We start from the raw sequence: 25,344 nt of genomic DNA on the forward strand, positions 1-25,344 counted from the left end.
AACACGCCCAATCCAGACAAGGACATGCCATGCTAAACCCGATTGATCTCATCGCCAGCCTGGGCGTCGTTCCCGTGATCGCCATCGAGCGCGTCGAAGACGCAGTGCCGCTGGCCGACGCGCTGCTCGAAGGCGGCCTGCCCGTTGCCGAAATCACGTTCCGCACCGAGGCTGCAGCCGATGTGCTCGCCACTATCCGCGACGCGCGGCCGGAACTCTGCATCGGCGCCGGCACTATTCTCGACCGGGATAACCTCGCCCGCGCCGTTGCATCCGGCGCGCGCTTCGGGCTGGCGCCAGGTTACGATCCCGAGATCGTCGATGCCGCGAAGGCAGCCGGCATGCCGTTTTGCCCCGGCATCATGACCCCGTCCGACCTGTCGCTGGCTGCAGCACGCGGCGTGCGCCTGGCGAAATTCTTCCCCGCAGGCATTGCCGGCGGCCCCAAGGCGCTGGCCGGCATTTCTGCCCCCTTCGCCCATCTCAATATCCGCTTCATCCCGACCGGCGGCGTCACCGAGACGACAATCGGCGAATGGCTGGCGCTGAAAGCCGTGGTCGCCGTCGGCGGCACCTGGATCGCCAAGACTGAAGACATTCGCGAAGGCCGGTTCGCCGAGATTGCAAAATCTGCAGCATCAGCCGTTCGCATTGCCAAGCAAGCCCTGGAGAAACGCGCGTGATCTATAGCCCCGCCACGCAGCCGACACTTTACTTCATCGGCGTGACCACGACCAAGAGCTCGATCATGAAGGTCTTTCCGGCCTGGGCGCAATTCCTCGGCCTGAAGGACGCTGTCATCAAGGGCATCGATTTCAAGCTGCATGACGATCCCGCTGCCTATCGCGCTGCCGTGGAATTCATCCGCGACGATCCGCTTTCGATGGGCGCATTGGTCACGACCCACAAGATCGACCTCTATGCCGCCTGCAAGGACCTGTTCGACGTCATCGATCCGCATGCATCCCTGATGGGCGAGACCAGCTGCATCTCCAAACGGGGCGGCAAGCTGATCTGCCATGCCAAGGACCCCATCTCGTCCGGCCTGTCGATCGATGGGTTTCTCGGCCAAGGATATTTCGGGAAGAACGGCGCCGAACTCTTTTCCATGGGCGCTGGCGGTTCCACCATCGCCATCACCTGGCATCTGATGCGGGCATCACGCGGACATGACGTGCCCTCGCGTATCGTCGTGTCCAACAGAAGCCAGCACCGGCTCGACGAAATCCGTGCCATTCATGCCGGGATCGAAACGGCGGTCCCGATCGACTATATCCTTGCGCCCAAAGCCGAAGATAACGATGCCGTTTTGAAAACCTTGAAGCCCGGCTCTCTCGTCATCAATGCGACCGGCCTTGGAAAAGACGCGCCGGGCTCGCCGCTGTCGGATGCGGCGGTTTTTCCGGAGCGCGCCGTCGTCTGGGACCTCAACTATCGCGGCGACCTGATTTTTCTTGATCAGGCCCGCGCGCAGGAAAAGGACCGGGCGCTTACCGTCGTCGATGGCTGGACCTATTTCCTGCACGGCTGGACGCAGGTGATCGCCGAGGTTTTCGCGATCGATATCCCAGCCTCCGGCCCCGTATTCGACCAGGTTTCCGACATCGCATTGAAGGCGGCAGGACGATGATCTCAGCGCAGCGCATACTTGTCACACCCCGGTCTCTGACGGCGGAACCGCATCCCGATATCGAGCGCTTGCGCGACGATGGATATGAGATCGTCTACTCCACAGCTGGAGCAATGCCTGCCGAGGACGAACTGGTGGCGCTGGTTCCGGGTTGCGTCGGCTGGCTGGCCGGCGTTGAGCCGGTCACCCGCCGCGTGCTCGATGCCGCAACGGACCTGCGCGTTATCAGCCGCAATGGCGTCGGCATCGACAATCTTCCGGTGGACATCCTGTCCGAAAAAGGCGTGAAAATCGTGATTGCCGAGGGCGCCAACGCCATGGGCGTGGCGGAGCTGACGATCGGTCTCCTGTTCAGCGCCTTGCGGGCCATCCCGCTTTCGGATGCGGGCATCAAGAAAGGCGGGTGGCCGCGCGTTCGCGGGCTGGAAATCCAGAACCGCGTGATCGGTATTATCGGCTGCGGCGCGATCGGCCGCGAAGTGGCGCGCATGGTGATCGGCCTTGGCGCTTCCGTCATCGCGTTCGACCCGGCCCGCCCCAATCTCGACCTGCCCTCCTCCCGGTTTTCCTATGCCGGCATCGACGATATTCTCGACAGCTGTGACGTGCTGACATTGCATTGCCCGCTGCCGCGCGACGGCTCCACCCTCATTTCACCGGAGCGGATCGGCCGGATGAAAAAGAGTGCCGTGATCATCAATACGGCGCGGGCGCGGCTGATCGATGAACCTGCCCTGATAGAAGCACTCGACGAAGGACGGCTGAGCGCCTATGCGACGGATGTTTTCGAACAGGAACCACCGGCATCCCTGTCGCTTGCCGCCCACCCGCGCGTGGTTGCCACCAGCCATATCGGCGGATTCACGGAAGAAAGCGTCGATCGTGCAACCCGCATCGCCGCCAACAACCTGATCGCAGCTCTGAAGGCGTCGTGACGCGATGACGGACAAGCTGGTCGAAATCCCGTTGGATCGCTCTCTTTCAAAGACACTGGCGCAGCCGGTTGCACCCGGCAACACGCGCCTTCATTGGCTTTGCCAGGCCGGGTTCATCATCGAGACCAACACGTTCCGCATGGTCATCGATCCCTATCTCTCGGATACGCTGGCGGAAAAATATCGCGGCACCGCCCGCCCCCATGAACGCATGATGCCGGCGCCAATCGCGCCGGCCGATTTGGCGCCGGTCGATCTGGTTCTGTGTACCCATCATCACACCGACCATATGGACCCCGGCACGCTGATCCCGCTGATGGCGGCAAACCCTCATGCGCTTCTCGTTGCGCCACGGGCATCCCTATCCACTGTTCGCGAACGCTCAGGGCTTCCTGACGGCCGGCTTTGCCTGATGAATGCGGGAGAGACGCTGACGATTGATAGCATCACCGTCACGGCCACCCGCGCCGCGCATGAAGCGCTCGAAACGGATGACGCCGGCAACCATCGTTTCCTCGGCTATCTCATCGATACCGGAAGTGTGCGTATCTGGCATTCCGGTGATTCCATCCCATTTGAAGGCCTCGCTGCGGATATCGCAGCGTTAAAACCGGATCTGGCCCTCTTGCCCGTCAATGGCCGCAAGGCTGAACTTTCCAACAATGGAGTGCCGGGGAATTTCACGCTGGACGAGGCGATCGGCGTTGCCACAAAGGTTGGCTGCACTGCGATGGTCGCCCACCACTACGGCCTTTTCGCCTTCAACACGGAGGATCCGGATCGTATCGATGCCGCAAGCGCACACACCGCTTCTCTCCGTGTTGTGCGGGCACGCGCAGCAATTGCACTCGAATGGCGCAACGGCTAGAGCGCTTCATCTTTAAACGGAAGCATTCTGCCGGAAGGAATTTCGGCCAGGACCAAGGCGGCTGGCGAAGAGCGCAGCAGAAGCTGCGGTCGAGACGGCCGCCGCCGGTCATGGCCGAAATTCATCCGGCCCTTCGGGTTGGCTGAAAACGGCCGTCCACTGTGTCGGATGGCTTGCGCGATGGGTCGGCATCGCTCTGCGCCATCCTTCGTGTGGAGCGGCCGTATTGAGCCAACAGAATCGCTTCCGTTTAAAGATGAAGCGCTCTAGCATTGAGCCGCACTGCGGCCAAGATCCGGGTGAATGCGAATGACATGAAGGCGGCTGCAATGGATACTGATACAGGCGCGGACCTGCGCACCAACCCGAACCGCAATGTCATCGAGGTGATCAGGACCATGCGCTCGCAATTGCGCAAATCCGATCGGAAAGTCGCCGATATCGTTCTGCAGGACCCGCGCCGCATCATCACGGCGACTGTTGGGGAAACGGCAGCCCTTGCCGAAGTCAGCCAGCCGACCGTCGTGCGGTTTGCAAACGCGATCGGTTGCAACGGCTTCCAGGATTTCAAGATACGGCTGGCGCAGAGCCTGGCGCTTGGAACACCCGCTACCCATTCCGTGCTGCTCGGCACGGATGAGCCTGAAGTCATCACCGAGAAGATCTTCGATTACACGATGACCAGCCTCGATTGGGCGCGCAATCATCTCGACAAGGCTGCCGTGCAACGGGCGATCGATCTGCTCTGCGAAGCGCAATACATCGAGTTCTTCGGCTTTGGCGCATCTGGAGTCGTCGCCCGTGACGCGCAGCAGAAGTTCCCGCTGTTCGGCGTTCCCTGCGGCGCGCAGCTGGATTCGCACCAGCAATTGATGGTCGCCTCGATGATGAAGCCGGGGGATATCGCCTTCGTCATTTCCAATACGGGAACAACACGCTCGATCATCGAGATCGCCCGCATCGCCCGCGAAAACGGTGCCAAGATTATCGGCATGACCGGCTCGGATTCGCTTCTGACCACCTATTGCGACGTATCGATCATCGTGGAGACGCTTGAAAATACCAATACTTACACCCCAACGATCTCGCGCATCGCAGCCCTCGTCGTCATCGACATTCTCTCCACCGCCGTCGGCATGCGCAGGCCGCAGGAAGAGCAGGCACGTGTCAGCCGCATGAAACGGCAGCTGACGGACATGCGCCGCATGCAGCCGCTTTAGACGCCCAAAGGGAAATTACACGATGCGCCACCGGGGTGTACCCGACAGCGGCGCATCGAAGGCATGACATTTAGCTGAGCGGGATTGCGTTGCCGTCCTTGCCCGCCTGGTAGACCATGGAAAGGTCGTCATATTTACGGCCGATGGCGGCCGCCCGGTCCTGCAGTTGCGACCGTTGCGGCTCCGGCGCCTGATCGATCAGGGCGTGGATTGATTGCCCCTTCCAAAAGGCATTCGTGCGGTTATAACCGCCGGGCTCCAGCGTGAAGACCTCCTTCAGGATTTTCAGGTCGTGGGGAATGGCGAAGGCATCGCGGGAATCCTCGTGGCTGAAGAAATAGAAGAAGTTGTCAAAGCCGGCCCAGGTGATCGCCGAAAGGCACATTGAACAAGGTTCGTGCGTCGATAGGAAAATAAGCTCGCGCGAGTCCGGCCGCTCGGAGCCGGTCATTTCATAAAACCGCTTCAACGTATGAACTTCCCCGTGCCAAAGCGGGTTTTCGGTCTCGTTGTTGGTTTCGACGAGAACGGTCGATAGATCCGATTTCCGCAGCAAAGCGGCGCCGAAAATCTTGTTGCCGGAGGCCACGCCCATCTCTGTGGCCGGGATGATGCCGGTCTCCATCGTTGAGAGCAGGGCATCCAGCAGTTTCAGTGTTTCATTGTGGTCAGTCATCTCATTGTCCTTGGAGATTTGCAGGCAATTGTCCGGGTGCCACAAGGGCCAGACCGGAATGTTGATGGGGGGCTCAATGGGCTTGAGCCGCAAGCAGCGGCACCTCGGCGCCCGCAGCGTCATAGAGTTTGCCGTTGAGGAAATAGTCACCGTCGTGAAGCCGGGCGATATCCTGGTAGCGGATACTCCGCTCGACGCCTGCGACGAACACTGACTGCTGATCGGAATTGCCCGATTTGATGTGATTGAACAGCAGGTTGAGCACAATTGCCATCAAGGCGGCAGAGCTGATGCCGGAATGGAAGATCGTGGCGAACCAGGCAGGGAAGTGCTCGTAGAAGCCCGGAGACGCGATCGGGATCATGCCGAAGCCAATCGAGGTTGCGACAATAACCAGGTTCATATTGTTGTTATAGTCCACTTTCGAAAGCGTGCGGATGCCGCTTGCCGCCACCGTGCCGAAAAGCACGATCCCGGCACCGCCAAGGACAGAGCTTGGAACCGCCGCCACCACGCGGCCCACGACCGGCAGGAGGCCCAAGGCAACCAGGAAAAGGCCGCCCGTTGCCACGACATACCGGCTCTTCACGCCGGTTACGGCGACCAGCCCGACATTTTGTGCAAACGCACTCTGTGTGAATGATCCGAAAACGGGAGCGATGATGCTCGACAGCATGTCCGCGCGCAGCCCATCGCCAAGGCGGCGGGAATCGACCTTGGTCTCGACGATCTCGCCGACGGCCAGAATATCCGCCGACGTCTCGACAAGCGTGACCATGATGACGATGAACATCGAGACAATCGCCGCGATTTCGAACGTCGGATAGCCGAAGTGGAAGACCGCCGGAAGCGCGAAGAACTGGCCGTTCGGCACCTGCGAAAAGTCGGTCATGCCGGCGACGTAGGCAATCCCGGTGCCGATGACGATGGCAAGCAGGATGGACAGCCGCGAAATCGAGGCGCTTCCGAGCTTGCTCAGCGACAGCACGATGGCAAGGGTTACGGCAGCGAGCTGGATGTTGGCGGGGCTTCCAAAATCCGGCGACTTGCTGTTGCCGCCCATCGCCCAGAACGCGGCGACCGGCATCAGCGTCAGGCCGATGGTCGTAATGACAATGCCCGTGACGAGCGGCGGAAAGAAGCGCGTGATTCGGGAAAAGACCGGCGTGATCAAAAGACCGATCACGGACGCCACGATGACCGCACCGAGAATGGCCTGGATACCGCCATTGCCGGAGATTGCAACCATGGTCGCGACGCCTGAGAACGAAACACCCTGCACCAGCGGCAGGCGGCTGCCGAAGAATGGCAGGCCAAGTGTCTGAAGAATGGTGGCAAGCCCGCCGGCGAACAGCGACGCCGTCACCAAAAGCCCGATATCGCTGGTGCTGAGCCCAGCCGCCTGTCCGAGAATAAGCGGCACGGCAACGATACCGCCATACATCGTCAAAACATGTTGAAGCCCATAGGCGAGATTGGCTCCCATGCTGAGCTTTTCATCTTCCGGCCGCGTGCCAACCGCACTGTCCTCTTCTTTATGTGCCAAGGTAAACTCCTCCATACCTTTGCAAGCGTCTTCGCTTTGGATTGCACCCCTGTCGATCAGGCGTTGCGGCAGAGCCATCGGGGCTAAGGCCATGCCGGAGCTGAACTCATGCCTGAAAGAGGGACCACTGCGGTTTGTGGCCATTGCGGCGCAAAAGGCGGGTGTCCCGGTCGCCGACAACGCGAACTGCGTGGTGAAAGAAGGTGTCGGATTGCATGCCTTACCAGCTCCATAGTTGCACCGGCTTTCCGGCCAGCTTCGCTAGGACCCTGTTCCGGAAGGTGCGAATTCCGGATCGTCATCAACACGTGTTGAGCGGGGTATTTCTGGCAGGTTTTTGCCTGCGATGTCACAAACGTGCATTCTTTTCGCGGAACCTGTCAACCAAACACCCAGGCGATGCCGCCGCCGTATCATGAACATTTCCGCATATCCCGGCTGAATATGGACCGCAATTCAGTGAATAAGCCAATTAAATCAGCGTGCCGCCATTTCCAAACGGCGTGTCGTCGATGCCATCGTCTCGAAAAAGACGAAACACCTTCGCGAAAATCAACGGAAATCTCCTTCGAGAAAACGACGCATCGCCGTCACTTGTAGCCCGTCATCTCCAGATATCCCCGGCCCTTATGCGTCCCGGAAATCCGGACTGGCCCCTCCCAATAGGGAAAACGCGTGTTCATCCAGGCATTGGGGTTCAAAGCCGATGCCGTGACGCTCAAGCCTTTTCCAGGGACGTCGATGGTCCAGGTGAGCGGCAGTTGACGGCCCGCCACCTCCTGGCTGCTCGTTGGCGTCAGAATGACCTCACCGGGCTTCAACGGCGCCGGCGTTCCGTCCGATGCGATCCACGTTCCCGTCACGTAGCCGGACTTGTCGTCACGCACACGGAAAGTCATCAGCTTGGTGCCATCATCGAAATGCAGCGAAAACCAGTCCCAGCCGCTCTGATTGTCAGACAGAGGCTGGCTTGACCATTCCCGGTCAAGCCAGGCCTTTCCGGTGACTTCAACATGTCCCTGTGGCGTATCCAGCGTTCCCGTGACCGAATAGAAGGGCTGCGAATAGTAGTAGCTGGCCTGCCCGGCGTTTGATTTTATCGAATAGCCGTTGTCACCATGTTTCACCAGCGGTCCATCTGCCAGAAGCTTGAGGTCGTATCGAAAATCGAGACCGCTGGCTGACAAGTCCAGGCTGGATAGACCGGATGCCGTGCCGGAAGGGCTCCTCATTGTCCAATCGTCGATAAAGGCTGAGAACGGATTTGCTTTCACACCCGCCTGCCCCACACCGCCGCGTGCCAGTTTTTCGGAGACGAAATGGTGGCTTGGCGTCGTCAGCGCCGCGTTGCCCATCCAGACCTGCGGGCTCGACCAGCCTGCGGCTTCGCCGGGTTTCAAGGCCGACCGGAAAAGCGTCCACTGGATGCCGTATTCGGTTCCATCCGGGCCTTTCAGATTTGCGGTGATGTACCACCATTCGATGCGAAAATCGGGATGCGCTCCAAAATCATCCGGAAATTGGAATTCCGTTCCGCGCTGCGGGACGGCAAAGCCATCCGCGCTGGTGCCAAGCGCTGCAAAGCCTTGCGCCCAGGCGGTTGCTCCGACCCAACACGAGAGAATGACCGCAATCAAAGCAGACCACGTTCTATCGTTCATTGGAAAACACCTTCAGAAGATCGGCCGGTGATATCTGCATCAGCCGCCGCAGCGGAATAAGCGCTGCCAGCAGCGCGGCGGCGAGCGCGTAGAAGCCCAGGACAACCCAATCCATCGGAAACAGATGCATCGGCAAACGCCATCCGAAAGCCTCGACATTGACGACGCTCAGCAGAACCCAGGCCATGCCGATCCCGACTGGCACCGCCGCAACGAAGGTGAAGACCGCAAGCAGCATGGTACGGGCAAGTTCGAGCAGGACCAGATGTCTCATGGTCAGCCCCAAAGCCCAGAGCGGCGCGATCTGCGGGAGCCGCATTCCCGATAGCGTCAGCAAACTTGCAAACATCGCCAATCCCGCGACGCCGAGCGTCATCACGTTGAGAACGGCGGTCACGGCGAAAGTCCGCTCAAAAATCTCCAGCGACTTTTCCTTGATGCTGGCCTGATCGACAACATTCTGAGAAGGAAGGTCGAATACCGATCGCAGCTCGTCAGCAATCGCATTCGGATCTGCAGCATCGATCCTCAGCGCATATCTGAGCCTCGGTGCTTCGGGATAATGAGCCATGAACCCGTCAAGGCCGACCATAGCCTGGGCCGTGGGGTTGCCATAGTCGGAATAGACGCCGACGACCACCGTCTTCCAGCCGCCGGGCAGAACAAGCGGGGCGCCGAGCTCAAGATGCGCCCGCCTGAAGAGCTGCTCGTTGATCAAGGCGCCGCTCCCGGCTTCGACCCTGTCCCAGACATCAGCTGCCTGTTGTAAAAGCGGCCAGTTCCGGCGGTAGAGCGGATCATCCTTGATCCCGAAGACCTGTCCCGTCTGTCCGGCGAAGTTCCCCTGCGTATTCCAAACCGGCAGGACCGCATCGACCCGCGTGCTTGCCCAGTTGCTGATCGCGCTGCCTTCCGCGTCTGATCGTGCGGTGACGTAGAGTTGGGCTGCCAGGCGCTGATCCAGCCAGCCGGTGAATGTCAGCCGGAAACTCGACACCATCGTGCCGACACCGACATTGGCAGATAGAGCAAGCAGCAGCGCCATCAGCGCCAGTGACAGGCCGGAAACCTGCTGGCGCGCATCCGCCCAGAACCATGACGACAGCGGTCCAGCCGCAAGCCTCTGGGCTGCAGCCAGAAGAAGACTGAGAACAACGGGCAGGAGCAGAACCGATCCCAGCAGGAGAGCGCCAAGAACGCCGAACCCCGCGACCAGGCCTATGCCCCATTTCGCCAGTCCGAAAGACAACAGCAGCAAGAGGATGGCAGCCACCGCCTGAAAACGCAAAAGCCCCTCCGACGCGAGCGCCCAGGCCCGGGGGTGTGCCGGCGCCAGGATCGGCATGCGCCAGACCCGCCAGAGGCTTTGCGCCGCCGAAACCAGCGTTCCGAGAATGGCGATGCCAAGACCCGTTGCCCACCATTCGGTCCGCAGCGTTAGCGTGCCCGGAACATTCGCTCCGTACAGGCCCTGAAGGGTCGCTGCCACATTTGGCAGTAAAGCCGACGCCATCAAGTATCCGAGTGCGATGCCCGCAAGGCCCGCGACAGCCGAGAGCGCCAGAAGCTCGGCGAGAAGCAGCCCGACCAGCGCGCGTGCCGAAAGGCCGATGGACCGGAGCGTGCGGAACGTCGATCGCCGCTGCTCGAAGGCAAGACCGATGGCGGAATAGACGATGAACAGCCCGACGGCGAAGGCCAGCATGCCGAAAGCCGTGAGGTTGAGATGGAAGCTTCCGGTCAGCCGCGAGAGATCCCCCTGCGGGTCCGGAGCCTTGACAATCAACCCTGCAGAGACGTCTTCAAGTGTGACGCGGCGTTCCTGCTGCTTGGGAGAAACGATCATACGGCTGATCATGGAAGGCTGGTTCAGGAGCGTCTGGGCAATGCCGATATCGACGATCGCCGTTGCGGGAGGAACGCTTTCGGATATAGTCAGCGGCGCCGGCTCTTTCCCGCGCAGGGATGCCGCAGTTGCGGCGTTCACGATCATGAGGCCGGGCGGTGATGTGAAGGCAATGAGGTCCCCGCCCCCACTGATGTCGACCTGGCTTGCACCCTCCGGTAAACTTATGGGGTCAAGACCGATGATATGCAGGCGGCCCGTCCCCATGCGGAGATCGCCTTCAAGGACCGGGGATACAAGCCAGCCACCTCGCCTCAGCGCGATGTAATCCGTCTGGGGAATCGAACTGCCATCCTGCGTGACGATCTGCGAAAGCCTGTCGCCGCCCAGCATCGCGGCGGCGCGATCATAGCTGGCGCGCGCTTCCGCATTGACCGCCTGCACGCCGGACCACAAGGCCGTCGCAAGCGACAGCCCGAGAAACAGCATCGCGAATTGGAGGGGCCGGCGGCGCCAATGTGACAGGAGCGCGCCCAATGCCGTTGCCAGCATCAGGCTATCTTTCCCGCATGAAGATGCATGCGATCGTCCAGCATCCCGGCCAGCCGCTGCGAATGCGTCGCCATCAAAAGACCAGCGCCGGTCTGCGCCACAAGTTCAAGCATCAGCGACAGGACGGCATCGCCTGTCGCCTCATCCAGGTTTCCCGTCGGCTCGTCGGCAAGAATGAGTTTCGGCTTGGCCGCAAGCGTCCGGCCGATCGCCACACGCTGTTGCTGGCCGCCGGAAAGCTGCTCTGGATATCGCGTGAGAAGACTGCTCAATCCCAGCCGCCCGGTGAGCGTGTCAAGCCACGTCCTATCCTGGCGTCCGGCGAGCCGGGCATGAAAGGAGAGATTGTCGCCAATGTTCAGTGACGGAATGAGGTTGAATTGCTGGAAGACCAGGCCGACGACGTTGCGGCGCATCGCAGCCCTGCCGGGCTCGCTCATATCAGCGATTTCAAGTCCATCGACGACGATCGCTCCGGCATCGGGCGCATCGAGCCCGGCGACGAGATGGAGAAGCGTGCTTTTACCACTTCCTGATTCACCCGTCAGCGCTAGCGTCCTGCCGGCTTCCAGCGTCAGGCGGATATCATTGAGGACATCCAGACGGCCTTCGGCCGTCGTGTAGGTTTTCCGGACGTTCTGGACTGAAAGAAGAGGCATGCGATATCCGAGTTGTGACGCGGTTCTTAACATTCATCCGTCAAGGCCGATCCGTCTACACGCTGATGTGATAAAGCTAGGGCTCCGGAAGCAGAAACCCAGCGAACAGCCGAAATGACGCTGGAAATTCCTGAGCCCACGGCTTGAAACGCCTCAGCCTGTCCATGGGTCCCCACCGGCCGGCAGGGGAGATAGCTTGTGTGCAGCTTTCCAAGACCTATGTTTAACACCAGGTGATCGCCGCAGTATGCCCGAGGGCGGCATGCCCTGACATAGCGATTTCAAAACTAGATTTAAGAACGGGATGGAGAACCGAATGGATGGGATCAACCAATCTTCCAAGCCTATGGGGCCTGTCGTCAGGACATCGACCCCAAAGGCTTTGGTCTCTCTGATCCGAAATCCGCTGGATGCTCTGCCACCGGAAATTTTTAATGAACCCATCGTTTTTTCGAAGATGGGCGGCGATGTGAAGATCTATATTGCCGATCCTGCCCTGATCCATGAAGCGCTTGTCAAGAACGCAGACGCGCTGGGCAAGGGTGAGCAGGTTCGCCGGGCATTGGGTCCTGCCCTTGGCCAAGGCTTGCTGACGGCGGATGGTGCCCATTGGAAATGGCAGCGGCAGTCGGCCGCCTCGGCCTTCCGCCATGACAAGCTGCTTGATCTGCAACCGGCAATGATTTCCGCAGCCGAGGCGACCAGGGACCGCTGGCTGGAAATGCCGTCAGGGAAAGTCGATGTCGGGCACGAAATGATGCGAACGACATTTGACATCATTGTCGAGACAATGATGTCGGGCGGTCACGGCATCGATGTCGGCAAGGTCGAAAAGAGCATTTCCGATTTCCTCGTGCCGACGGGGTGGACTTTCGCGTTCAGCGTGGTGGGCGCGCCCGAATGGATGCCCTATCCCGGCCGCCGGAAATCGCGGGCAGCCGTCACATTTCTTCGCTCGAGCCTTGCAGGGGTGATTGCGGACCGGCGCAAGAGCGGGGAAGACCGTCATGATCTTGTCTCCATGCTCCTGGCAGCGGTTGATCCGGAAACAGGCAGGACGATGAGCGACGAGGAGATCGTCGATAATCTCATGACATTCATCACGGCTGGCCATGAAACCACCGCACTCGGCCTGGCATGGACATTCGATCTGCTTGCGCGCCACCCGGAATGCAAGGAACGTGTGATTTCCGAGATCGACGCCGTGACCGCAGGAGCACCGCTGGCGTCAGAGCATATTGCGAAACTCACCTATACCCGCCAGGTCTTTTCCGAGGCCATGCGGCTCTATCCGCCGGCACCCGTCATCACCCGCACGGCCATGCAGGATTTCCGGCTTGGCGGCTTTCACATCCCGGCGGGGACGGTGATGTATGTGCCCATCTACGCCGTCCACCATCATAGGTCGATCTGGAAGAACCCCGAAGCGTTCGACCCCGAGCGTTTCACAGCCGAAAACACCAAGCAAAGACACCGCTATGCTTACATGCCCTTCGGTGCCGGGCCCCGCGTCTGCATCGGCAGCGCCTTTGCCATGATGGAGGGGGTTGCTGTGCTTTCGGTCCTGCTCAAGACATTCCATCTGTCTTCGACGACCGCCACACCGCCAACGCCTGTGATGAAGGTCACGTTGAGACCCAAACAGCGCCTGCTCATGCATGTGGAAAAGCGGCACGCTTAGCCACCCTGCCGCAAGCGTCTGCGGGATACCTGTTTGATGCGGGCATTCTGCGTGTCTATGCCGACGATGCCCGTTCCGGATCAGTCTGCCTGTCCGACATCGTTAACCGGGCGTTAACCAAGGGCGGACGCCGCTGAAACATTCAAGGGTATGTCGCGTTTCCAATCTGCAAGTTTGGGGAGCCGCATGGAAATAGATCGAATTGAATGGCTGCGCGAAGCGCGTCAGCCCCATAGTTACCGGCGAATGTACGGCCTCGTCGTCATGATCATAGCAAACGCCTCCACCACCCCGGCGGAGAAACGCATGGCTGACTATATCATGGGTCTCTTGAAGGATGTGATGGAACTGGCCGTGGCCAATGCGTCGATCCTGACGAAAGCCCGCATCGGCTTCACGCATCTGACGGAGATTGTCGTTGAAGCTGAATGCAACCAAACGACCAGAAACAGCGCATGACAGGTACCGGCGCGACCGTCAAAACAGAAGTTTCCTGTCTGACGTGAGAGAGCAGTTTGGCGGGAGATTGGAAAGACCAGTCAGGCACGGAACCATCCATCCCTTCTGCCCGTTTTGCGTCGAAGGAGAATGCCATGCCGATCAATGATCATGATAAATCAACGAGTGCTGACGATGTCAGCCCAAATGACAAGCAACCGGCCGCTGGTGTCGATGATGGGAGCATGGCCGCTGAGAAACGCAAGCCGACGTCAAAAAAGCCAAAGCCCAATGAACCCGATCCGGAGGAAGTGCAATATCCCGGCTATTTCAAGGGTGACGGCAGTCTCTGACGCAATAAACGAGATGCGGGCCTGGCAGGAATCGGGGCTATCTTTGCGGCGTCGTGATGTCGCAACAAACAATATGGCGCCATGATGCCCAAACGCCGTTCAGAGTTTCTGATCCTTGCCATCATCGTCGTTGCCATCGGCTTCGCGCTGATGGCTTTCATAGGCCCGATGTTGAAAGCGCTTGGCTGGCCCTCCTGAATGCCGTCAACATGGACGATGAGTGCCGGGCGTGTAGGGGATGGCTTGCAGTGCGGATGGAGGTGGGTGGGAGATTATGGAAATGCCTGAAAATCTGGAGAGCACTGACCGGCACGGGGAAAGCCGGAGTATCGTTTCCGCATTGGTTGCCGATGCGATCGACAGCCTGATGGCACAAGGCATGGGGGAACACGATGCGATCAGTGCTCTTGAAGCCGCGCTGCAGACCCGGCGCATCACATTGGACATGCAGATTGCCCAGGACTGATTGGAAAAGAGAAATCATCGGAGGCTCAACGCAGCCAGACCGAGCGACGCGGTGCGAAAGTTGGGGCCAACCGGCTTGGATGTACACAAACCGGCAAATCCCGAACGGACACGCGCAAACCGCTGGCAGAAGCCGTTGCAACAAATTGGAGCGCCGCGAGTTTAAAGAGCGCAACATAATCACACCTGTGGAGCTCTCCCTTTGAAAAAAATTGTAACCGGTTTGTTGGTCGTGGTTGTTATTGGCGCCGCAGCCGGCGCATATGTGCTGCTCGATCGCGAAGAGGCGACTGTTTCTGTTGATCAGGGATATGGCGCTTCGCCCGTTTTGCCGAAACCCAATCCGACCATCCTTCCAACCGTCAATATTGCCGAAGCGTCATCCTGGCCAGAAGGCAAGACGCCAACGCCCGCTGAGGGTTTCAAGGTCAACGCCTTCGCCAAGGACTTTGATCATCCAAGGTGGATTCATGTCCTTCCCAACAGCGACGTGCTGATTGCCGAGACCAACAAGCCGCCGAAAGAAGAGACCGGCTTCAGCCCCAAAGCCTGGGTCATGGGCCTCGTCATGGGCCAGGCCGGCGCGCAGGTGCCGAGCGCCAATCGCATCACGCTTGTGCGCGATGCCGATGGCGACGGGATTGCTGAAATCCGCTCACCCTTTCTGGAGGGGCTGAACTCCCCCTTCGGCATGACGCTGTCCAACGGCAAGCTCTATGTCGCCAATACCGATGCCATCGTGGCTTTTCCGTACAATGACGGAGATACCAAGATCACGGCGGCGCCTGAAAAGATCGCCGATTTGCCAGGCGGTCCCATCAACCACCATTGGACGAAGGATGTGATCGCCAGCGCCGACGGAACGAAGCTCTATGCGACCGTCGGCTCCAACAGCAATGTCGGTGAAAACGGCATTGCTGCCGAGGAAAATCGCGCTGCAGTTTTGGAGATCGATATTGCCACCCGCGCAGTCCGTCTGTTTGCGTCTGGCCTCAGAAACCCGAACGGCCTGTCCTGGCAGCCGGATAGCGGCGCGCTGTGGGTTGCTGTCAACGAACGCGACGAAATCGGCAGCGATCTGGTTCCAGATTATATGACGTCTGTCAAGGATGGTGGCTTTTACGGCTGGCCTTACAGTTATTACGGCCAGCACGTCGATACGCGCGTGACACCGCAACGGCCGGAGCTGGTGGAAAAAGCCATAGTTCCAGACTATGCGCTCGGTCCGCATACCGCATCACTGGGTCTGACATTCTACACCGGCGACCTGTTTGGCGAGAGCTACAAGAACGGCGCCTTCGTCGGGCAGCACGGATCGTGGAACAGAAAACCGCGAAGCGGTTACAAGGTTGTCTTTGTGCCTTTTGCGCAGGGAAAGCCGGCAGGACAGCCCCAGGATATTCTGACGGGCTTCATCGGCGGCGATGATAAAGCAATGGGCCGGCCTGTGGGCGTCGCCGTTGATAAAACGGGCGCGTTGCTTGTCGCTGACGATGTCGGCAACACGATCTGGCGTGTGACACGCTAACTGCTCTCGGAAATGGCGGGAGAGGCGAAGGCGTTCGCCGATTTACGCCGGTTTCTGCTCTGTGAAGGTTTGCCGACGCGTCATTTTCATCTGACGGCGGCTCCTATCAACATCCAAAGCGACCGATCACATCTTCTTGCTGAGAAACGGTGAACCCTTGATGCCAAAACGCCAGGGAACGTCAGCCGCCTTGGTAATACCAATACGAAGTCCGGCAGTTACCGCCGACGGCTTTGATGGGATGGTAAGACTGAACATAGCGTCGGAAAGGGACAGGCCATTGAGGCCGCCTGTAATGGCCAGCGCCTGGCAGAGGCGTCCGGGACCGGAACACAGCAGAGCAGGATTGACCATCGCCCGTCTCTGCCGCATCAGATCCAGGCCCGATACAGGCTCCAGGGCTCGGATCAAGACGGCGCTTGCCGTATGGCAGACGAAATTCAGGCACCAGTGAATGGCGTAGGAACGATAGACGTAGATGCTCGACGGCGGCCCGAACATTGCCCGGTTTCGAGGGGTCTGGCCGTTGTACGTGTGCGACGCCGGATCATCATCCGTATAGGCTTCGGTTTCGACGATCAGCCCGCCAACGCCGCCAACCGCAAATTCAGCGCCAATCAAATCCACCGCGACAGCGGGTGCAGGGCGATCGAAAAAAGCGTGCATCCATCCCCGGTCAACTGTCATCGATGCGTGTTTCCTGTCGTTTCGCTCGCTGCACAAAGCCACGCATGGCCGACTTTGAGAAGAGTGCCGGCCGTCGAATCGGCGTTCCTGAGGCGCTGCCCTACAATTTTTGCTCTCTCAGTCGATCCCGGTCGAGAAGTGATCGGCATTTACCATGTTGATTAAAGGGACGGTAACCCGCCCGGGTGTGTGCTGTGCGCCAACTGCATTTGGAGGATTTCACAAATGCCGCAAGGTTGGATGTTTATCGCAGCCCTGGTCGCCTGCGCACTCAGTCTTCTGGCCATCAAGAACGATCCGCCGGATGCACACCCATCCCCTTCGTTTGTCATGCTGAAGCGAACACCCTGATTACTATCGAAAGTCATGGATTGCCGCTCTTATCATCGGCTTTAGCCAATGTGTAATTCGCCCAGACGCTGCGAGAAATCTCTTCAAGCGTGGCGTAGTCGGCCTCGAAATCTTCCAGGAGCGTCAGAAAACCGCTCGTCTGCTCAATCTCCTGCGGGGTCAGATATCCCCATTCACACTCTTCGCAATGGGCATAAATGTCCTCTGTTGTTCCGTTGCGAAAGAGAAACAGCCGGCCTTGGCGGCAGAAGGGGCAGTTTCCGGCGTGATAGCGATTGAGCATGAATTTCACTCGGCCAAAGTGGTCGCAATATCCATCATGCGCTGACACTTGCCAGATGGAATCCTTTGCGACCTCGCATCGACGGAACTTTCGTTACTTTCTGCGGGTTTCCGTTGCGAGCAGTAAAGGAGAGACATGTGAGATACTTTATCGGCTTTGTCATGCAGGTCAAAGACCGCCCCCATCCCATTATCGAGACCGAAGGTCCGTCGCCCTGTTTTTCCGCAGGCCAGTTGGTCCGGGTCGAGCAACTGGGTGACACCTGGTTCCAGGTTCAGCAGGTCTACACCGAAATTCTGCCACAGCAGATCAACACCACCGTTCTCCTCGGCACCCTCGCCCCCGCCGGTGCGTTGTCAGCCGATGAGGCAGTCCCGATCCTCGATACAGAGGCGTGGACACCGACGGTGTAGTGTCGCAGGACGTCACATAGTTGCCAATCGCTTCCCGGTATCGCGTTAAACCGATGCAAGTTCCCGTGTACGGGATAACTGGCCTGGCGACCCGTGCCTGCCGCTCAGGGCAGGCCAACCACCAGCTTCAAGTCTTGCGTATCGGTGCGAACCCCGGCCTTCGGAACGCCGAAAGCCGTATATCCCTCGACCTCGTAGCTATAGGTAAAGGCGCCTTCGATGGGCTGCACCAGCATCACCGACTTTGGCGAGACGTCGCCTGGCCGGAAAATGACATCGTCGTGGTCAGCGTCCTCCCCTTGGCCGCGCACGCGGACACGGACGGCAACGAGCCCGGCCGCTTCGAGATTGGTATTGGCCAGTTCGATCCTGATGATGCGTGTTTGCCCGACGCCGTCACTGACCATGATCTTTTCGCCCGGCCTGATCTCACGCGAGGGCACTTCCAGAACGGTGCCGTCGGCCCGGACGACAGTGACGGAATATGTCACACCATGCGGTATGGGATCGAGCGTCGGGATGGAGATTTCGCGGGAACGGGACTGGTTCTGACTGTCCGGGCCAAAGACGGTGCGGCCGCGCCATTCGTAGCCGCGTGCGGCATCCACGTAAAGGACATCCACGCTCGCTTCGATGATGCTGGATGGATCGAGCAGCGACAGAACAGGGATCTTCATTGTGTTGAGAAAAGGGCCGGGAATGATCAGCGACATGGCTTCCGTGGTGATCGCGCCGCTCTCAATCCAGTCTGTCCGGTGACGCACATTTTCGTCCAGGAAATAGGTCACGCGATGCTTGAAGCTGTGGATCGCACCTTCCGGGAACCGCAGCTTCCAGTTTTTTGTGGGATCTCCTGGCTTGAACGTCATGGACCGTTCCGCCCGCATACCGACTGCGGGATCGTCGTAGACGAGATCGATCTGCACCTGCTGCACCGGCGCAATCACGGTGCTGCCGAGCGAGACCTCGATCTGCAGTTGATCGACGGCATCGAACGGATTGACCTGCGGCGCCTGGCCGGTCTCCACGATCCAGCCTGAAGTATAATGCGGTTCGTTGCCTTCCCAGTCGCTGTTTTGCGCGAAATGGATGTCCATCTTGTAGCGATAGCGCAGGTCGAGCGCATCGTTGAGAAAGGTGCGGAACAACTTTGCGCCATTGTCCTGGGGGGTGAACGTGATGCCTCCAACCTGCTCCGGCTGCACCCCGTCCGGCCGCACCCCGGGATATTCGATATTGATGCTCACCAACTCGATCTGGCTCGCGGCAAGGTCCGCGCCGAGCTGGAACTTTGCGTTCACATGCTTGAAAAAGTCGTCGTCGAGGGAGACATGCTTGATCGCGTGGGAGAGATCCATGCCATTGACGATGGTGGAAAACAGGCCTTGGGGCGCTGCCGTGCGCGACACCGCTGCCTGCATCGAATATTCGAACGAGCGCGTCTTCAACTCCTCCTGCTGGTACATTTTCAGCGAGAAGCCGATTTGCAGACCGAACTGAGTTCCATTCGCGGCGGGTTTTGCCGCGCTGTCCTGTGGCGCTGCCGCAGCCGTCGCGGACTTGTTGCGATCGGCGGTCGTCTGCGTGCCGGAGTCCAGCGAGGTCGGCGGCGCGCTCGGCGTCGGGGCGAGTGTCGTGGGCGCACCCATGGCCGGCCGCGTCGGCCCCTGCTGGCTCTCGGTCAGGGGGCCAAGCAGCGATTGCAGCGCACCGAGCATATTTGAGGACTGCCCCTGCTTCATGAAACTGGGCGGTTCAAGCGAAGATTTGAAAAAATCGCGCAGCAGTTCCGTCTTGAACCAGTCGAACGCCGCGTCGGCCTGTTTGCGGAAGTTTTCGTCGTCGGTGAAGTTGGTCACCTCGACCTTGATCGAGCCGTCCTCCCGCAGCTTCTGCCAGGCCATCCCGATATCGACGGCGGCCGTGATCGGGCCGACGCCGCCGCGGATGCCGAACTGCATTTCGAGATGGTTGTAGATGCGCTTGTAATCGGCGGTGATCTTGACGTTAAACGCCGGCCGCATCCCGAGATATTCCAGATCATAGATCACGCCGATCGGGCTGATGCCCGATTTCAGCGCAGCTTCCATCAACAGCGCGCCTTCATGGTCCATCATCACCCCGAAGGTGGCACGGTTACCACCGAGCAGCGATGGTTTGCTGGTGCCGTAGACCTCTTCGAAGAAGCTGACGCCCTTCGGCGTATCGGCCGCAGCACCGGGTGCCTCGGCCGTGTCCTTGGTGATGGAAAGGCGCACCGTCCCGCTGCGATAAGGCAGTGGCGCCAGCTCCACCGTGCCGTCGGCAAATTGCCCGAGCCGCCGGCGGACTTCCTTGAGCTGCACGTCATCGACGGAGAGATCGACGGTAAAGGCGAGGAACCCGCCACCCAGCTGCTGTTTGGCTTCCGGCGTCAGGTTGGGATTGTCGGTGATATCGCGCTGATAAACGAGAAAGACGAATTCCGGCACGCCCTCGTTCATGGCAAGACGCGGCCGCTCGCAGGCATAATAGAACAGGTTCGGATTGGCGTGATCGCGAAAGAGTGTCAATCCGGCGATCGAGCCGACTGGTGAATCGAGATACAGCATGGCCTGACTCCCTCAGATGATGGCCGTGTCCGGCGTGAAGTACCAAAATATCCATTTGCGCAGATCCGCATCGGCGATGGATTCGAGCGTCGAAGCCGCGTTTTCGTAGCGCCGTGGCGGATTGGTGGCGGTGCCGCCATCCACGCCTGCCGGCAAAGATCCGGCATATTGCGGGTTCTTGAAGAAAAGACGTCCACCCTCGTGGCGCAGCGCGAGCACCGCGTGGCCGCCATAATTCTTGCCAGCCGGCGGCGGCGCCCAGGGCGGCACGCCCCAATAAGTGGCGACGAGCAGCGGCTGTTGCTTGGCCGGCAGGGCCGCGAATACGCCATCCGCCAGGGTTGATTGAATGCTTGCAGTCGTCGGGGCGTTGGTTGGCGCCACGGCCGATCCGGTAAAGCTCACACCGAACAGCGCTTCAAGCAGCCGCTTGGTCTGGTCGGGGAAAAGCCCGTTGTCATGGACATATTTGAACATCGCCTTGGCACTCGTTTCATTGCCGGTATCGGCGGGAAAACTGCTGCCATGGGAGAACTTGATCGCCGCCCCCTGGAAGGCGAGCTCGGCATAGTTGCGGGCATAAAATCCCGTCGATGCCGGCGCGCCCGCTTGCGAATAGCGCGCGATCTGCAGGATGCCGCGCGGCAACGCGGCGACCGAGCCGTTGGCCAATTCGGCTTTTGCCGCCGAGCTCAGCCAGCCAATCTGCAGCCGGACATATTCGGCCGGATTGACGGTAATCAGCATCGTCTGGATGGACGTGGGCACGCAGGTGCCCGCAGCCCCCTGGTTGACCCGCCCATTCGGATCGAGCACCTCATGCAAGACATCCGCAACCAGTTCCTCGCGGGTCATGACCACAAGGTCGGGATGGATGTGTATGGTCAAAAGCTCCAGGAGAAGCGACAGCAGCGTCTTGCCACCCTTCAGCGCCATCTTCTTGAGGATGGGCGTTTGCACGGCGCTGCCGGTAATCGCCTGGCGTGACAGGAGTACCGGAATATCCTTGCGGATCTTGCTGCTGAGCAACCACAGGCGCAGCACATCGCCACGCTCGGCAACCGTGAACCGCTTGAACTCGGGATGCGCGAACACGGCGGCCAGCGACAGGCGGCCCGGATCGTTTTCCGGCAGCTTGCTCCAGATCGTGTTGAGGATGGTGCTCCACAAGTTTGGCAGAAACGGAATGCCGCCCATCGCCTGTACGGCGGCGGCGTCCGGCACGACGCGGGAGGCTGCACTGGCCGACAGCGCCAGGATACCGATATGGGGTGCAGCCATTGCGGACGCATTATCGACAACGCCGCTGTCATCCGGCGGCGGCAGCGTGACGCGTTGCGCGCCGAGCGCGTGGTCCGGCGGCCATATCTCAGCCTTCGAGCCACCGGGCGGTGTCACGCTCACGCGGTAATAGAGGTTGCGCGAAAATGTGCTCGATGGCGGCGAGTTCAGCGTCTTCAGGCTTTCCTCGACATAGGCTTCCCACAGGGGCTTCGGTATCACCCAGGTGGCGCGATTGGCATTCAGCGTGATGCGCTCGCCCGGCACATTGACGGTCATGGCGCCGCCGCGGTCGCGCTCCATCGTGCCGCTGATGCCGTCGGCACTGCAATAGTAGCGCAAGAGGTCGGGATATTTTGCAGGGTGCAGCAACGCCTGCGGATCCCAGGCCAGCTCGACCACCGCCTCGCCATTCTCGTTGCTGTTGATCTCGAACACCGGTGGATCGCCGCCGCCCGGCCAGTTCGGTATGAAAGGATGGATTCTTACCCAGCCCATGTCAGCCTCCTTTGATAACCCGGTACATTTTCGGAGGACACCAATGCCGCCCCGAGATAAGCCGTCGCGGCCACGACGCGTCCCTCGCACACGTCCACCTCGACCGCCCGGCCGGTGGACCCTGATTTTCCTGTCTCGCAGCCCGAAAGAAGATCGTGCAAAGCGCAGGCATAGCCGCCGTCACCGCCATGAGCGGCGATCCATTGCGCCAGGCGCTGTCGCTTGGCAGCACCTTCCAGCGCCCACGCCCAGCGGGTGGAGCCGAAGCGCCATACGGGCGTAGGCGCCGCGACATCGATCGACAGGCTCCACGGCCCCCTGCTGCGCGCAAGATCAAAGCCGTGCACCAGATTGAGAGAGTGCGCGGCCGCTACCCAGTTTTCCTGACCGATCATTGGCGCCAGCAATGCCGCCACATCGACATGCCGGTCGATCTGCCACGCGATGCGCACGCAGCCACGGCTGTCCCGGCCAACCGAATAGACCCTGCCGAACGGCCCCACCGCCCGGTGCCAGGTTTCGAAACAGGCGGTTGCAGCCGGGTCGTGCGCTGCTGCGGCAATCCGGGCCTGGGTGACTGCGGCCTGCCCGCGCCCGCGAAACATCCGGCGCTCCAGATGGACCTGCTCGCCATCGGGACCGAGCCGGCAACCGGTCCAGTCCTGGCAATCCGCATCGATGCCTGCAAGCACATGCGCCTCCCAGGTCCGCCGCCCCGGCGCCGTCACGGCGACAAGCGTGCTGGCGCCGCCGTCGATGCACATTCGGCCTTCCGACGAGCGGGCCCCCGCCCGGCCAAGTCCTTCATAGGCGTCCTGCGCCTCGCTGCCGAGGCCGGCAAGCAGCGCGCTCAGCCAGAGGACATCGACCCGGCTATCGGATGTCTCTAAAATCGCCGTCATGCCGGCGGTACCGTTGAAATGATGGGAAAACTGTCCCGTGCGTTGATTGGCCCGACCTTGCGGTCAAAGCCGCTGACGGTCTTGTAGGTCACCGTATAAGTGTAGTCGCGCAGCGCCGGATTGCGCAGATTGAGATCGAGCGACCCCGCGTCTCCGGGCGCCGCGAAAATGAGGTCCCTTTTTGCCCGATAGTCATTGGCCGCATCCTCATAGGCGAGCGCGACGCTGATACGCTCGACGCCGTTCTGGGAAAAAGGCGGGCCGATCAGCTGCGGGCGGATAGACCAGGTCCGCGCCGTCCTGTCGCCGATCAGAAGCGACGGAGCCTCGGTCTCGACCCAGTCGGTCTCCAAGAGCGAGCCGTCCGTCTTCAAAAGGATGAAACTGTAGCGGTAGCGGGCGCGCGCACCCGGCGCCCGGCGGAACTGCCATTCATGGTCGTCATTCACCGTGTCGGCCGAGATGTCGATCGTCTCGCTTTCGAAGATGTCGTTGGCACGGTCGGCATATTCCAGGCTGACGATGGCATGCTGGAAATCCTGGCGGTCGGTGACCATAAGCTTGATATGGACCAGATTTTCGCGCGGATCGTTGAGCGTCACCAGCGTTCCCGCCGGCCGGCTTTCCTGGTTGATCGTGCCGCCCTCATGCAGGAACTGCGCGTCGTAGAGCGCCTCTTTCGGCGCGCCCTTGCGAACCCGGAACTCCGCAGTCCACGACGGCACGGTGGAGGTCAAAAGCTTCGAGCGGTCATATTGCCAACCGGTATCCGGATCGGTGTATTTCAGGCGGACCAGCACCTCGGGAAAACGTTCCGGCTTGAGCAGGGAAGACCGCTGGAACTCGTAGGAACGCTGCTCGATCAGCATCTCCGGATTGATGGTCACTTCCCGGCCCTCGGCCTCCAGCCAGTCCGACGTCACGAGGACGTCGCTGCCGACAACAGCCCCCGGCCCGAAAGCCACCGTATAGCGATAGTGGAAACGGGTGCCGAGCGCGGGATCAAACCAGTTGCGCACCACGCCCTTGCGGTTTTCCTTGTTGAGCACAAGGCTGAACGTGCGCGCATCCGCAGCCGGCCGTCCGCCGGAAAGGCCGCCATAGACGATATCGACGACGATATGGGCAACCGCATTGTCGGCGAACTCGGCGACGGCGATGACGCCGAGTTCCGAGATTCTCCAGACATCGTCCTTGTCATCGACCACCGTGATCACCTGGTCACGCGTGAGGTTCAGGTCGCTCCAGAAAACGCTGAGATGGCCCTGCGGCGCAATCATGCGCTCGACGGCGCGGTAGGTGGAAACATCGGCCTCGAAGCTGCGGCGCTGCTCGACATTCAGCTCGCGCTTCGATCCCCCAAATTGCATCGGCAGTCCGGTATCGCGCACGCCGGAGATCAGCGAGACGATCGACCCCGGCGTATCCTTGTCGAGGAGCGCCTTCGGATTGATCTTCGGCTCGAAGAATTTCTCATAGATATACTGCGTCAGCTGCTTGCGGACTTCCTTATATTCGCCCTCCATCCCCTCGTCGCCGACCCCCTCGATCGAGGCGGTGAATTTGATGATCCGCTCCTCCTCCAGCTTCTCGACGATCTTTTCGACCTCGTCGTTCCAGAAGAAGATGCGCTCCTGCTCGTAGTCGCGGATATATTCGTAGACCAGGTTCCAGTCGGCCTCGACCTTGACGTTGTAGGCGCGCTGCATCGCCACGTAGTTGAGTTCGTAGACGACACCGGCGGGGATGAAACCATCGAAGGAGCCGAGGATGAAGCGCGTTCCCTTGGCCGTCAGCTCGACACTGAAAATCGCCCGGTTATCGGCATAGAGTGCGGGCACGCCAGAAGATTCTAGAAAGCTCACCCATTCGCTTTCAGGCACGTCCTCGCCGGGCGGCGGATCGCCCGGCAATGCGCTCTTGCGGTCGAGAAACGTCATCCGCACCTTGCCGGAACGGTACTGCAGTGGCGCCAGCCGCGGCAGATCGTCAAGATCCATGTCCTGCTTGATGCGCGCCGCCACACGCTTGAGGCGCTCCGGCTCCCAGTCGAGCACCGTATCGAACAGCAGGAAGCCCGCCGCCACCTCGTCGTCGGTCGCATCGAGGTTTTCAAGGATTTCCTTGTAGACGATCAGCCGTACCGCCGGGCGGCCTTGCTCGTCGGTGCCGATGCGCGGCCGGTTCGGATAATACCAGAACTGCTGCGGATCACTGTAGTCGCGACCGACGACAACGCCCTCATATTCGAAGAAAGGTGGGTTGAGGTACAACATGATC

The 25,344-nt window shown here is 60.2% G+C and carries 22 protein-coding genes; 11 read left to right on the forward strand and 11 right to left on the reverse strand.

What is annotated here, in order from left to right; translation table 11 throughout:
- Window positions 1–29: 29 nt before the first annotated feature.
- The 5 genes from eda (at window position 30) to ASD32_RS07250 (ending at window position 4,653) form a co-directional block, all read left to right on the forward strand.
- On the forward strand, window positions 30–683 hold the full coding sequence (gene eda / locus ASD32_RS07230; RefSeq protein WP_060637342.1) for a bifunctional 4-hydroxy-2-oxoglutarate aldolase/2-dehydro-3-deoxy-phosphogluconate aldolase: 654 nt from the start codon (window positions 30–32) through the stop codon (window positions 681–683).
- A gap of 65 nt (window positions 684–748) precedes the next feature.
- Window positions 749–1,630 carry a shikimate dehydrogenase gene (locus ASD32_RS07235; RefSeq protein WP_244490138.1) on the forward strand — a complete coding sequence of 294 codons (882 nt, stop codon included), beginning with the start codon at window positions 749–751 and terminating at the stop codon, window positions 1,628–1,630.
- A complete protein-coding gene (locus ASD32_RS07240) occupies window positions 1,627–2,565 on the forward strand; it encodes an NAD(P)-dependent oxidoreductase (RefSeq protein WP_060637344.1) in 939 nt (312 codons plus the stop codon). The genes ASD32_RS07235 and ASD32_RS07240 overlap by 4 nt, the downstream gene beginning before the upstream one ends.
- A gap of 4 nt (window positions 2,566–2,569) precedes the next feature.
- Window positions 2,570–3,433: an MBL fold metallo-hydrolase gene (locus ASD32_RS07245; RefSeq protein WP_060637345.1), complete on the forward strand. Its 864-nt coding sequence runs from the start codon at window positions 2,570–2,572 to the stop codon at window positions 3,431–3,433.
- 329 nt (window positions 3,434–3,762) lie between these two features.
- Complete coding sequence (locus ASD32_RS07250; RefSeq protein WP_060637624.1) at window positions 3,763–4,653, forward strand: SIS domain-containing protein; 891 nt, start codon at window positions 3,763–3,765, stop codon at window positions 4,651–4,653.
- A 70-nt stretch (window positions 4,654–4,723) separates the two neighbouring features.
- Here ASD32_RS07250 and ASD32_RS07255 read toward each other — a convergent pair whose 3' ends face one another.
- From ASD32_RS07255 to ASD32_RS07275, 5 genes are all read right to left on the reverse strand, one after another.
- Window positions 4,724–5,329: a nucleoside deaminase gene (locus tag ASD32_RS07255; RefSeq protein WP_060637625.1), complete on the reverse strand. Its 606-nt coding sequence runs from the start codon at window positions 5,327–5,329 to the stop codon at window positions 4,724–4,726.
- A gap of 73 nt (window positions 5,330–5,402) precedes the next feature.
- Window positions 5,403–6,875 (reverse strand): nucleobase:cation symporter-2 family protein, encoded by a 1,473-nt coding sequence (locus ASD32_RS07260; RefSeq protein WP_060637626.1) that lies wholly within the window; start codon window positions 6,873–6,875, stop codon window positions 5,403–5,405.
- A gap of 590 nt (window positions 6,876–7,465) precedes the next feature.
- On the reverse strand, window positions 7,466–8,536 hold the full coding sequence (locus tag ASD32_RS07265) for a lipocalin-like domain-containing protein (protein ID WP_060637346.1): 1,071 nt from the start codon (window positions 8,534–8,536) through the stop codon (window positions 7,466–7,468).
- Entirely contained in the window at window positions 8,526–10,934 is a 2,409-nt protein-coding gene (locus ASD32_RS07270; protein ID WP_156383086.1) for an ABC transporter permease, read from the reverse strand. Before ASD32_RS07270 ends, ASD32_RS07265 begins: the two co-directional genes overlap by 11 nt.
- Window positions 10,934–11,593 carry an ABC transporter ATP-binding protein gene (locus tag ASD32_RS07275; protein ID WP_060637347.1) on the reverse strand — a complete coding sequence of 220 codons (660 nt, stop codon included), beginning with the start codon at window positions 11,591–11,593 and terminating at the stop codon, window positions 10,934–10,936. The genes ASD32_RS07270 and ASD32_RS07275 overlap by 1 nt, the downstream gene beginning before the upstream one ends.
- A gap of 316 nt (window positions 11,594–11,909) precedes the next feature.
- Between ASD32_RS07275 and ASD32_RS07280 the strand changes: the two genes are divergently transcribed.
- The 5 genes from ASD32_RS07280 to ASD32_RS07295 all read left to right on the forward strand — a co-directional run bounded on the left by ASD32_RS07280 (window position 11,910) and on the right by ASD32_RS07295 (window position 16,058).
- On the forward strand, window positions 11,910–13,274 hold the full coding sequence (locus tag ASD32_RS07280; RefSeq protein ID WP_060637348.1) for a cytochrome P450: 1,365 nt from the start codon (window positions 11,910–11,912) through the stop codon (window positions 13,272–13,274).
- Between the two features lie 306 nt (window positions 13,275–13,580).
- Complete coding sequence (locus tag ASD32_RS29450; protein WP_156383087.1) at window positions 13,581–13,733, forward strand: hypothetical protein; 153 nt, start codon at window positions 13,581–13,583, stop codon at window positions 13,731–13,733.
- A 134-nt stretch (window positions 13,734–13,867) separates the two neighbouring features.
- Window positions 13,868–14,065, forward strand: coding sequence for a hypothetical protein (locus tag ASD32_RS07285; protein ID WP_060637349.1), 198 nt, complete (start codon window positions 13,868–13,870; stop codon window positions 14,063–14,065).
- 280 nt (window positions 14,066–14,345) lie between these two features.
- Window positions 14,346–14,531, forward strand: a complete 186-nt coding sequence (locus ASD32_RS07290; RefSeq protein WP_156383088.1) for a hypothetical protein — start codon at window positions 14,346–14,348, stop codon at window positions 14,529–14,531.
- A 264-nt stretch (window positions 14,532–14,795) separates the two neighbouring features.
- On the forward strand, window positions 14,796–16,058 hold the full coding sequence (locus tag ASD32_RS07295; protein WP_244490139.1) for a sorbosone dehydrogenase family protein: 1,263 nt from the start codon (window positions 14,796–14,798) through the stop codon (window positions 16,056–16,058).
- A gap of 126 nt (window positions 16,059–16,184) precedes the next feature.
- Here the strand turns inward: ASD32_RS07295 and ASD32_RS07300 are convergent, their stop codons facing one another.
- Together ASD32_RS07300 and ASD32_RS07305 are read right to left on the reverse strand one after the other, a co-directional pair.
- Entirely contained in the window at window positions 16,185–16,745 is a 561-nt protein-coding gene (locus tag ASD32_RS07300) for a DNA-3-methyladenine glycosylase (RefSeq protein ID WP_060637352.1), read from the reverse strand.
- A gap of 364 nt (window positions 16,746–17,109) precedes the next feature.
- The gene (locus ASD32_RS07305) at window positions 17,110–17,379 is read right to left on the reverse strand and encodes a hypothetical protein (protein WP_060637353.1); all 270 of its coding nucleotides are present in this window, start codon (window positions 17,377–17,379) and stop codon (window positions 17,110–17,112) included.
- Between the two features lie 137 nt (window positions 17,380–17,516).
- Here ASD32_RS07305 and ASD32_RS07310 point away from each other — a divergent pair, with 137 nt between their 5' ends.
- Window positions 17,517–17,792, forward strand: coding sequence for a hypothetical protein (locus ASD32_RS07310; RefSeq protein WP_156383089.1), 276 nt, complete (start codon window positions 17,517–17,519; stop codon window positions 17,790–17,792).
- Window positions 17,793–17,896: 104 nt separating this feature from the next.
- On the opposite strand, the gene ASD32_RS07315 is transcribed toward ASD32_RS07310, so the two are convergent.
- The 4 genes from ASD32_RS07315 to ASD32_RS07330 are packed head-to-tail and all read right to left on the reverse strand — an operon-like array spanning window position 17,897 to window position 25,340.
- A complete protein-coding gene (locus tag ASD32_RS07315) occupies window positions 17,897–20,383 on the reverse strand; it encodes a hypothetical protein (protein ID WP_060637355.1) in 2,487 nt (828 codons plus the stop codon).
- 12 nt (window positions 20,384–20,395) lie between these two features.
- Complete coding sequence (locus ASD32_RS07320; RefSeq protein WP_060637356.1) at window positions 20,396–22,162, reverse strand: hypothetical protein; 1,767 nt, start codon at window positions 22,160–22,162, stop codon at window positions 20,396–20,398.
- Window positions 22,150–23,064 (reverse strand): hypothetical protein, encoded by a 915-nt coding sequence (locus tag ASD32_RS07325; protein ID WP_060637357.1) that lies wholly within the window; start codon window positions 23,062–23,064, stop codon window positions 22,150–22,152. Before ASD32_RS07325 ends, ASD32_RS07320 begins: the two co-directional genes overlap by 13 nt.
- A complete protein-coding gene (locus ASD32_RS07330; RefSeq protein ID WP_060637358.1) occupies window positions 23,061–25,340 on the reverse strand; it encodes a hypothetical protein in 2,280 nt (759 codons plus the stop codon). Before ASD32_RS07330 ends, ASD32_RS07325 begins: the two co-directional genes overlap by 4 nt.
- Window positions 25,341–25,344: the final 4 nt, after the last annotated feature.

The organism is Rhizobium sp. Root483D2, assembly GCF_001426685.1.
Classification (GTDB): Bacteria; Pseudomonadota; Alphaproteobacteria; order Rhizobiales; family Rhizobiaceae; genus Pararhizobium; species Pararhizobium qamdonense.

What these genes read in the sequence shown, in the direction of transcription:
- eda (WP_060637342.1), top strand. Translation starts at nt 30, where the DNA reads ATGCTAAACCCGATTGATCTCATCGCCAGCCTGGGCGTCGTTCCCGTG.
- ASD32_RS07235 (WP_244490138.1), top strand. Translation starts at nt 749, where the DNA reads ATGAAGGTCTTTCCGGCCTGGGCGCAATTCCTCGGCCTGAAGGACGCT.
- ASD32_RS07240 (WP_060637344.1), top strand. Translation starts at nt 1,627, where the DNA reads ATGATCTCAGCGCAGCGCATACTTGTCACACCCCGGTCTCTGACGGCG.
- ASD32_RS07245 (WP_060637345.1), top strand. Translation starts at nt 2,570, where the DNA reads ATGACGGACAAGCTGGTCGAAATCCCGTTGGATCGCTCTCTTTCAAAG.
- ASD32_RS07250 (WP_060637624.1), top strand. Translation starts at nt 3,763, where the DNA reads ATGGATACTGATACAGGCGCGGACCTGCGCACCAACCCGAACCGCAAT.
- ASD32_RS07255 (WP_060637625.1), bottom strand. Translation starts at nt 5,329, where the DNA reads ATGACTGACCACAATGAAACACTGAAACTGCTGGATGCCCTGCTCTCA.
- ASD32_RS07265 (WP_060637346.1), bottom strand. Translation starts at nt 8,536, where the DNA reads ATGAACGATAGAACGTGGTCTGCTTTGATTGCGGTCATTCTCTCGTGT.
- ASD32_RS07270 (WP_156383086.1), bottom strand. Translation starts at nt 10,934, where the DNA reads ATGCTGGCAACGGCATTGGGCGCGCTCCTGTCACATTGGCGCCGCCGG.
- ASD32_RS07275 (WP_060637347.1), bottom strand. Translation starts at nt 11,593, where the DNA reads ATGCCTCTTCTTTCAGTCCAGAACGTCCGGAAAACCTACACGACGGCC.
- ASD32_RS07280 (WP_060637348.1), top strand. Translation starts at nt 11,910, where the DNA reads ATGGATGGGATCAACCAATCTTCCAAGCCTATGGGGCCTGTCGTCAGG.
- ASD32_RS29450 (WP_156383087.1), top strand. Translation starts at nt 13,581, where the DNA reads ATGGCTGACTATATCATGGGTCTCTTGAAGGATGTGATGGAACTGGCC.
- ASD32_RS07285 (WP_060637349.1), top strand. Translation starts at nt 13,868, where the DNA reads ATGCCGATCAATGATCATGATAAATCAACGAGTGCTGACGATGTCAGC.
- ASD32_RS07290 (WP_156383088.1), top strand. Translation starts at nt 14,346, where the DNA reads ATGCCTGAAAATCTGGAGAGCACTGACCGGCACGGGGAAAGCCGGAGT.
- ASD32_RS07300 (WP_060637352.1), bottom strand. Translation starts at nt 16,745, where the DNA reads ATGACAGTTGACCGGGGATGGATGCACGCTTTTTTCGATCGCCCTGCA.
- ASD32_RS07305 (WP_060637353.1), bottom strand. Translation starts at nt 17,379, where the DNA reads ATGCTCAATCGCTATCACGCCGGAAACTGCCCCTTCTGCCGCCAAGGC.
- ASD32_RS07315 (WP_060637355.1), bottom strand. Translation starts at nt 20,383, where the DNA reads ATGCTGTATCTCGATTCACCAGTCGGCTCGATCGCCGGATTGACACTC.
- ASD32_RS07320 (WP_060637356.1), bottom strand. Translation starts at nt 22,162, where the DNA reads ATGGGCTGGGTAAGAATCCATCCTTTCATACCGAACTGGCCGGGCGGC.
- ASD32_RS07325 (WP_060637357.1), bottom strand. Translation starts at nt 23,064, where the DNA reads ATGACGGCGATTTTAGAGACATCCGATAGCCGGGTCGATGTCCTCTGG.
- ASD32_RS07330 (WP_060637358.1), bottom strand. Translation starts at nt 25,340, where the DNA reads ATGTTGTACCTCAACCCACCTTTCTTCGAATATGAGGGCGTTGTCGTC.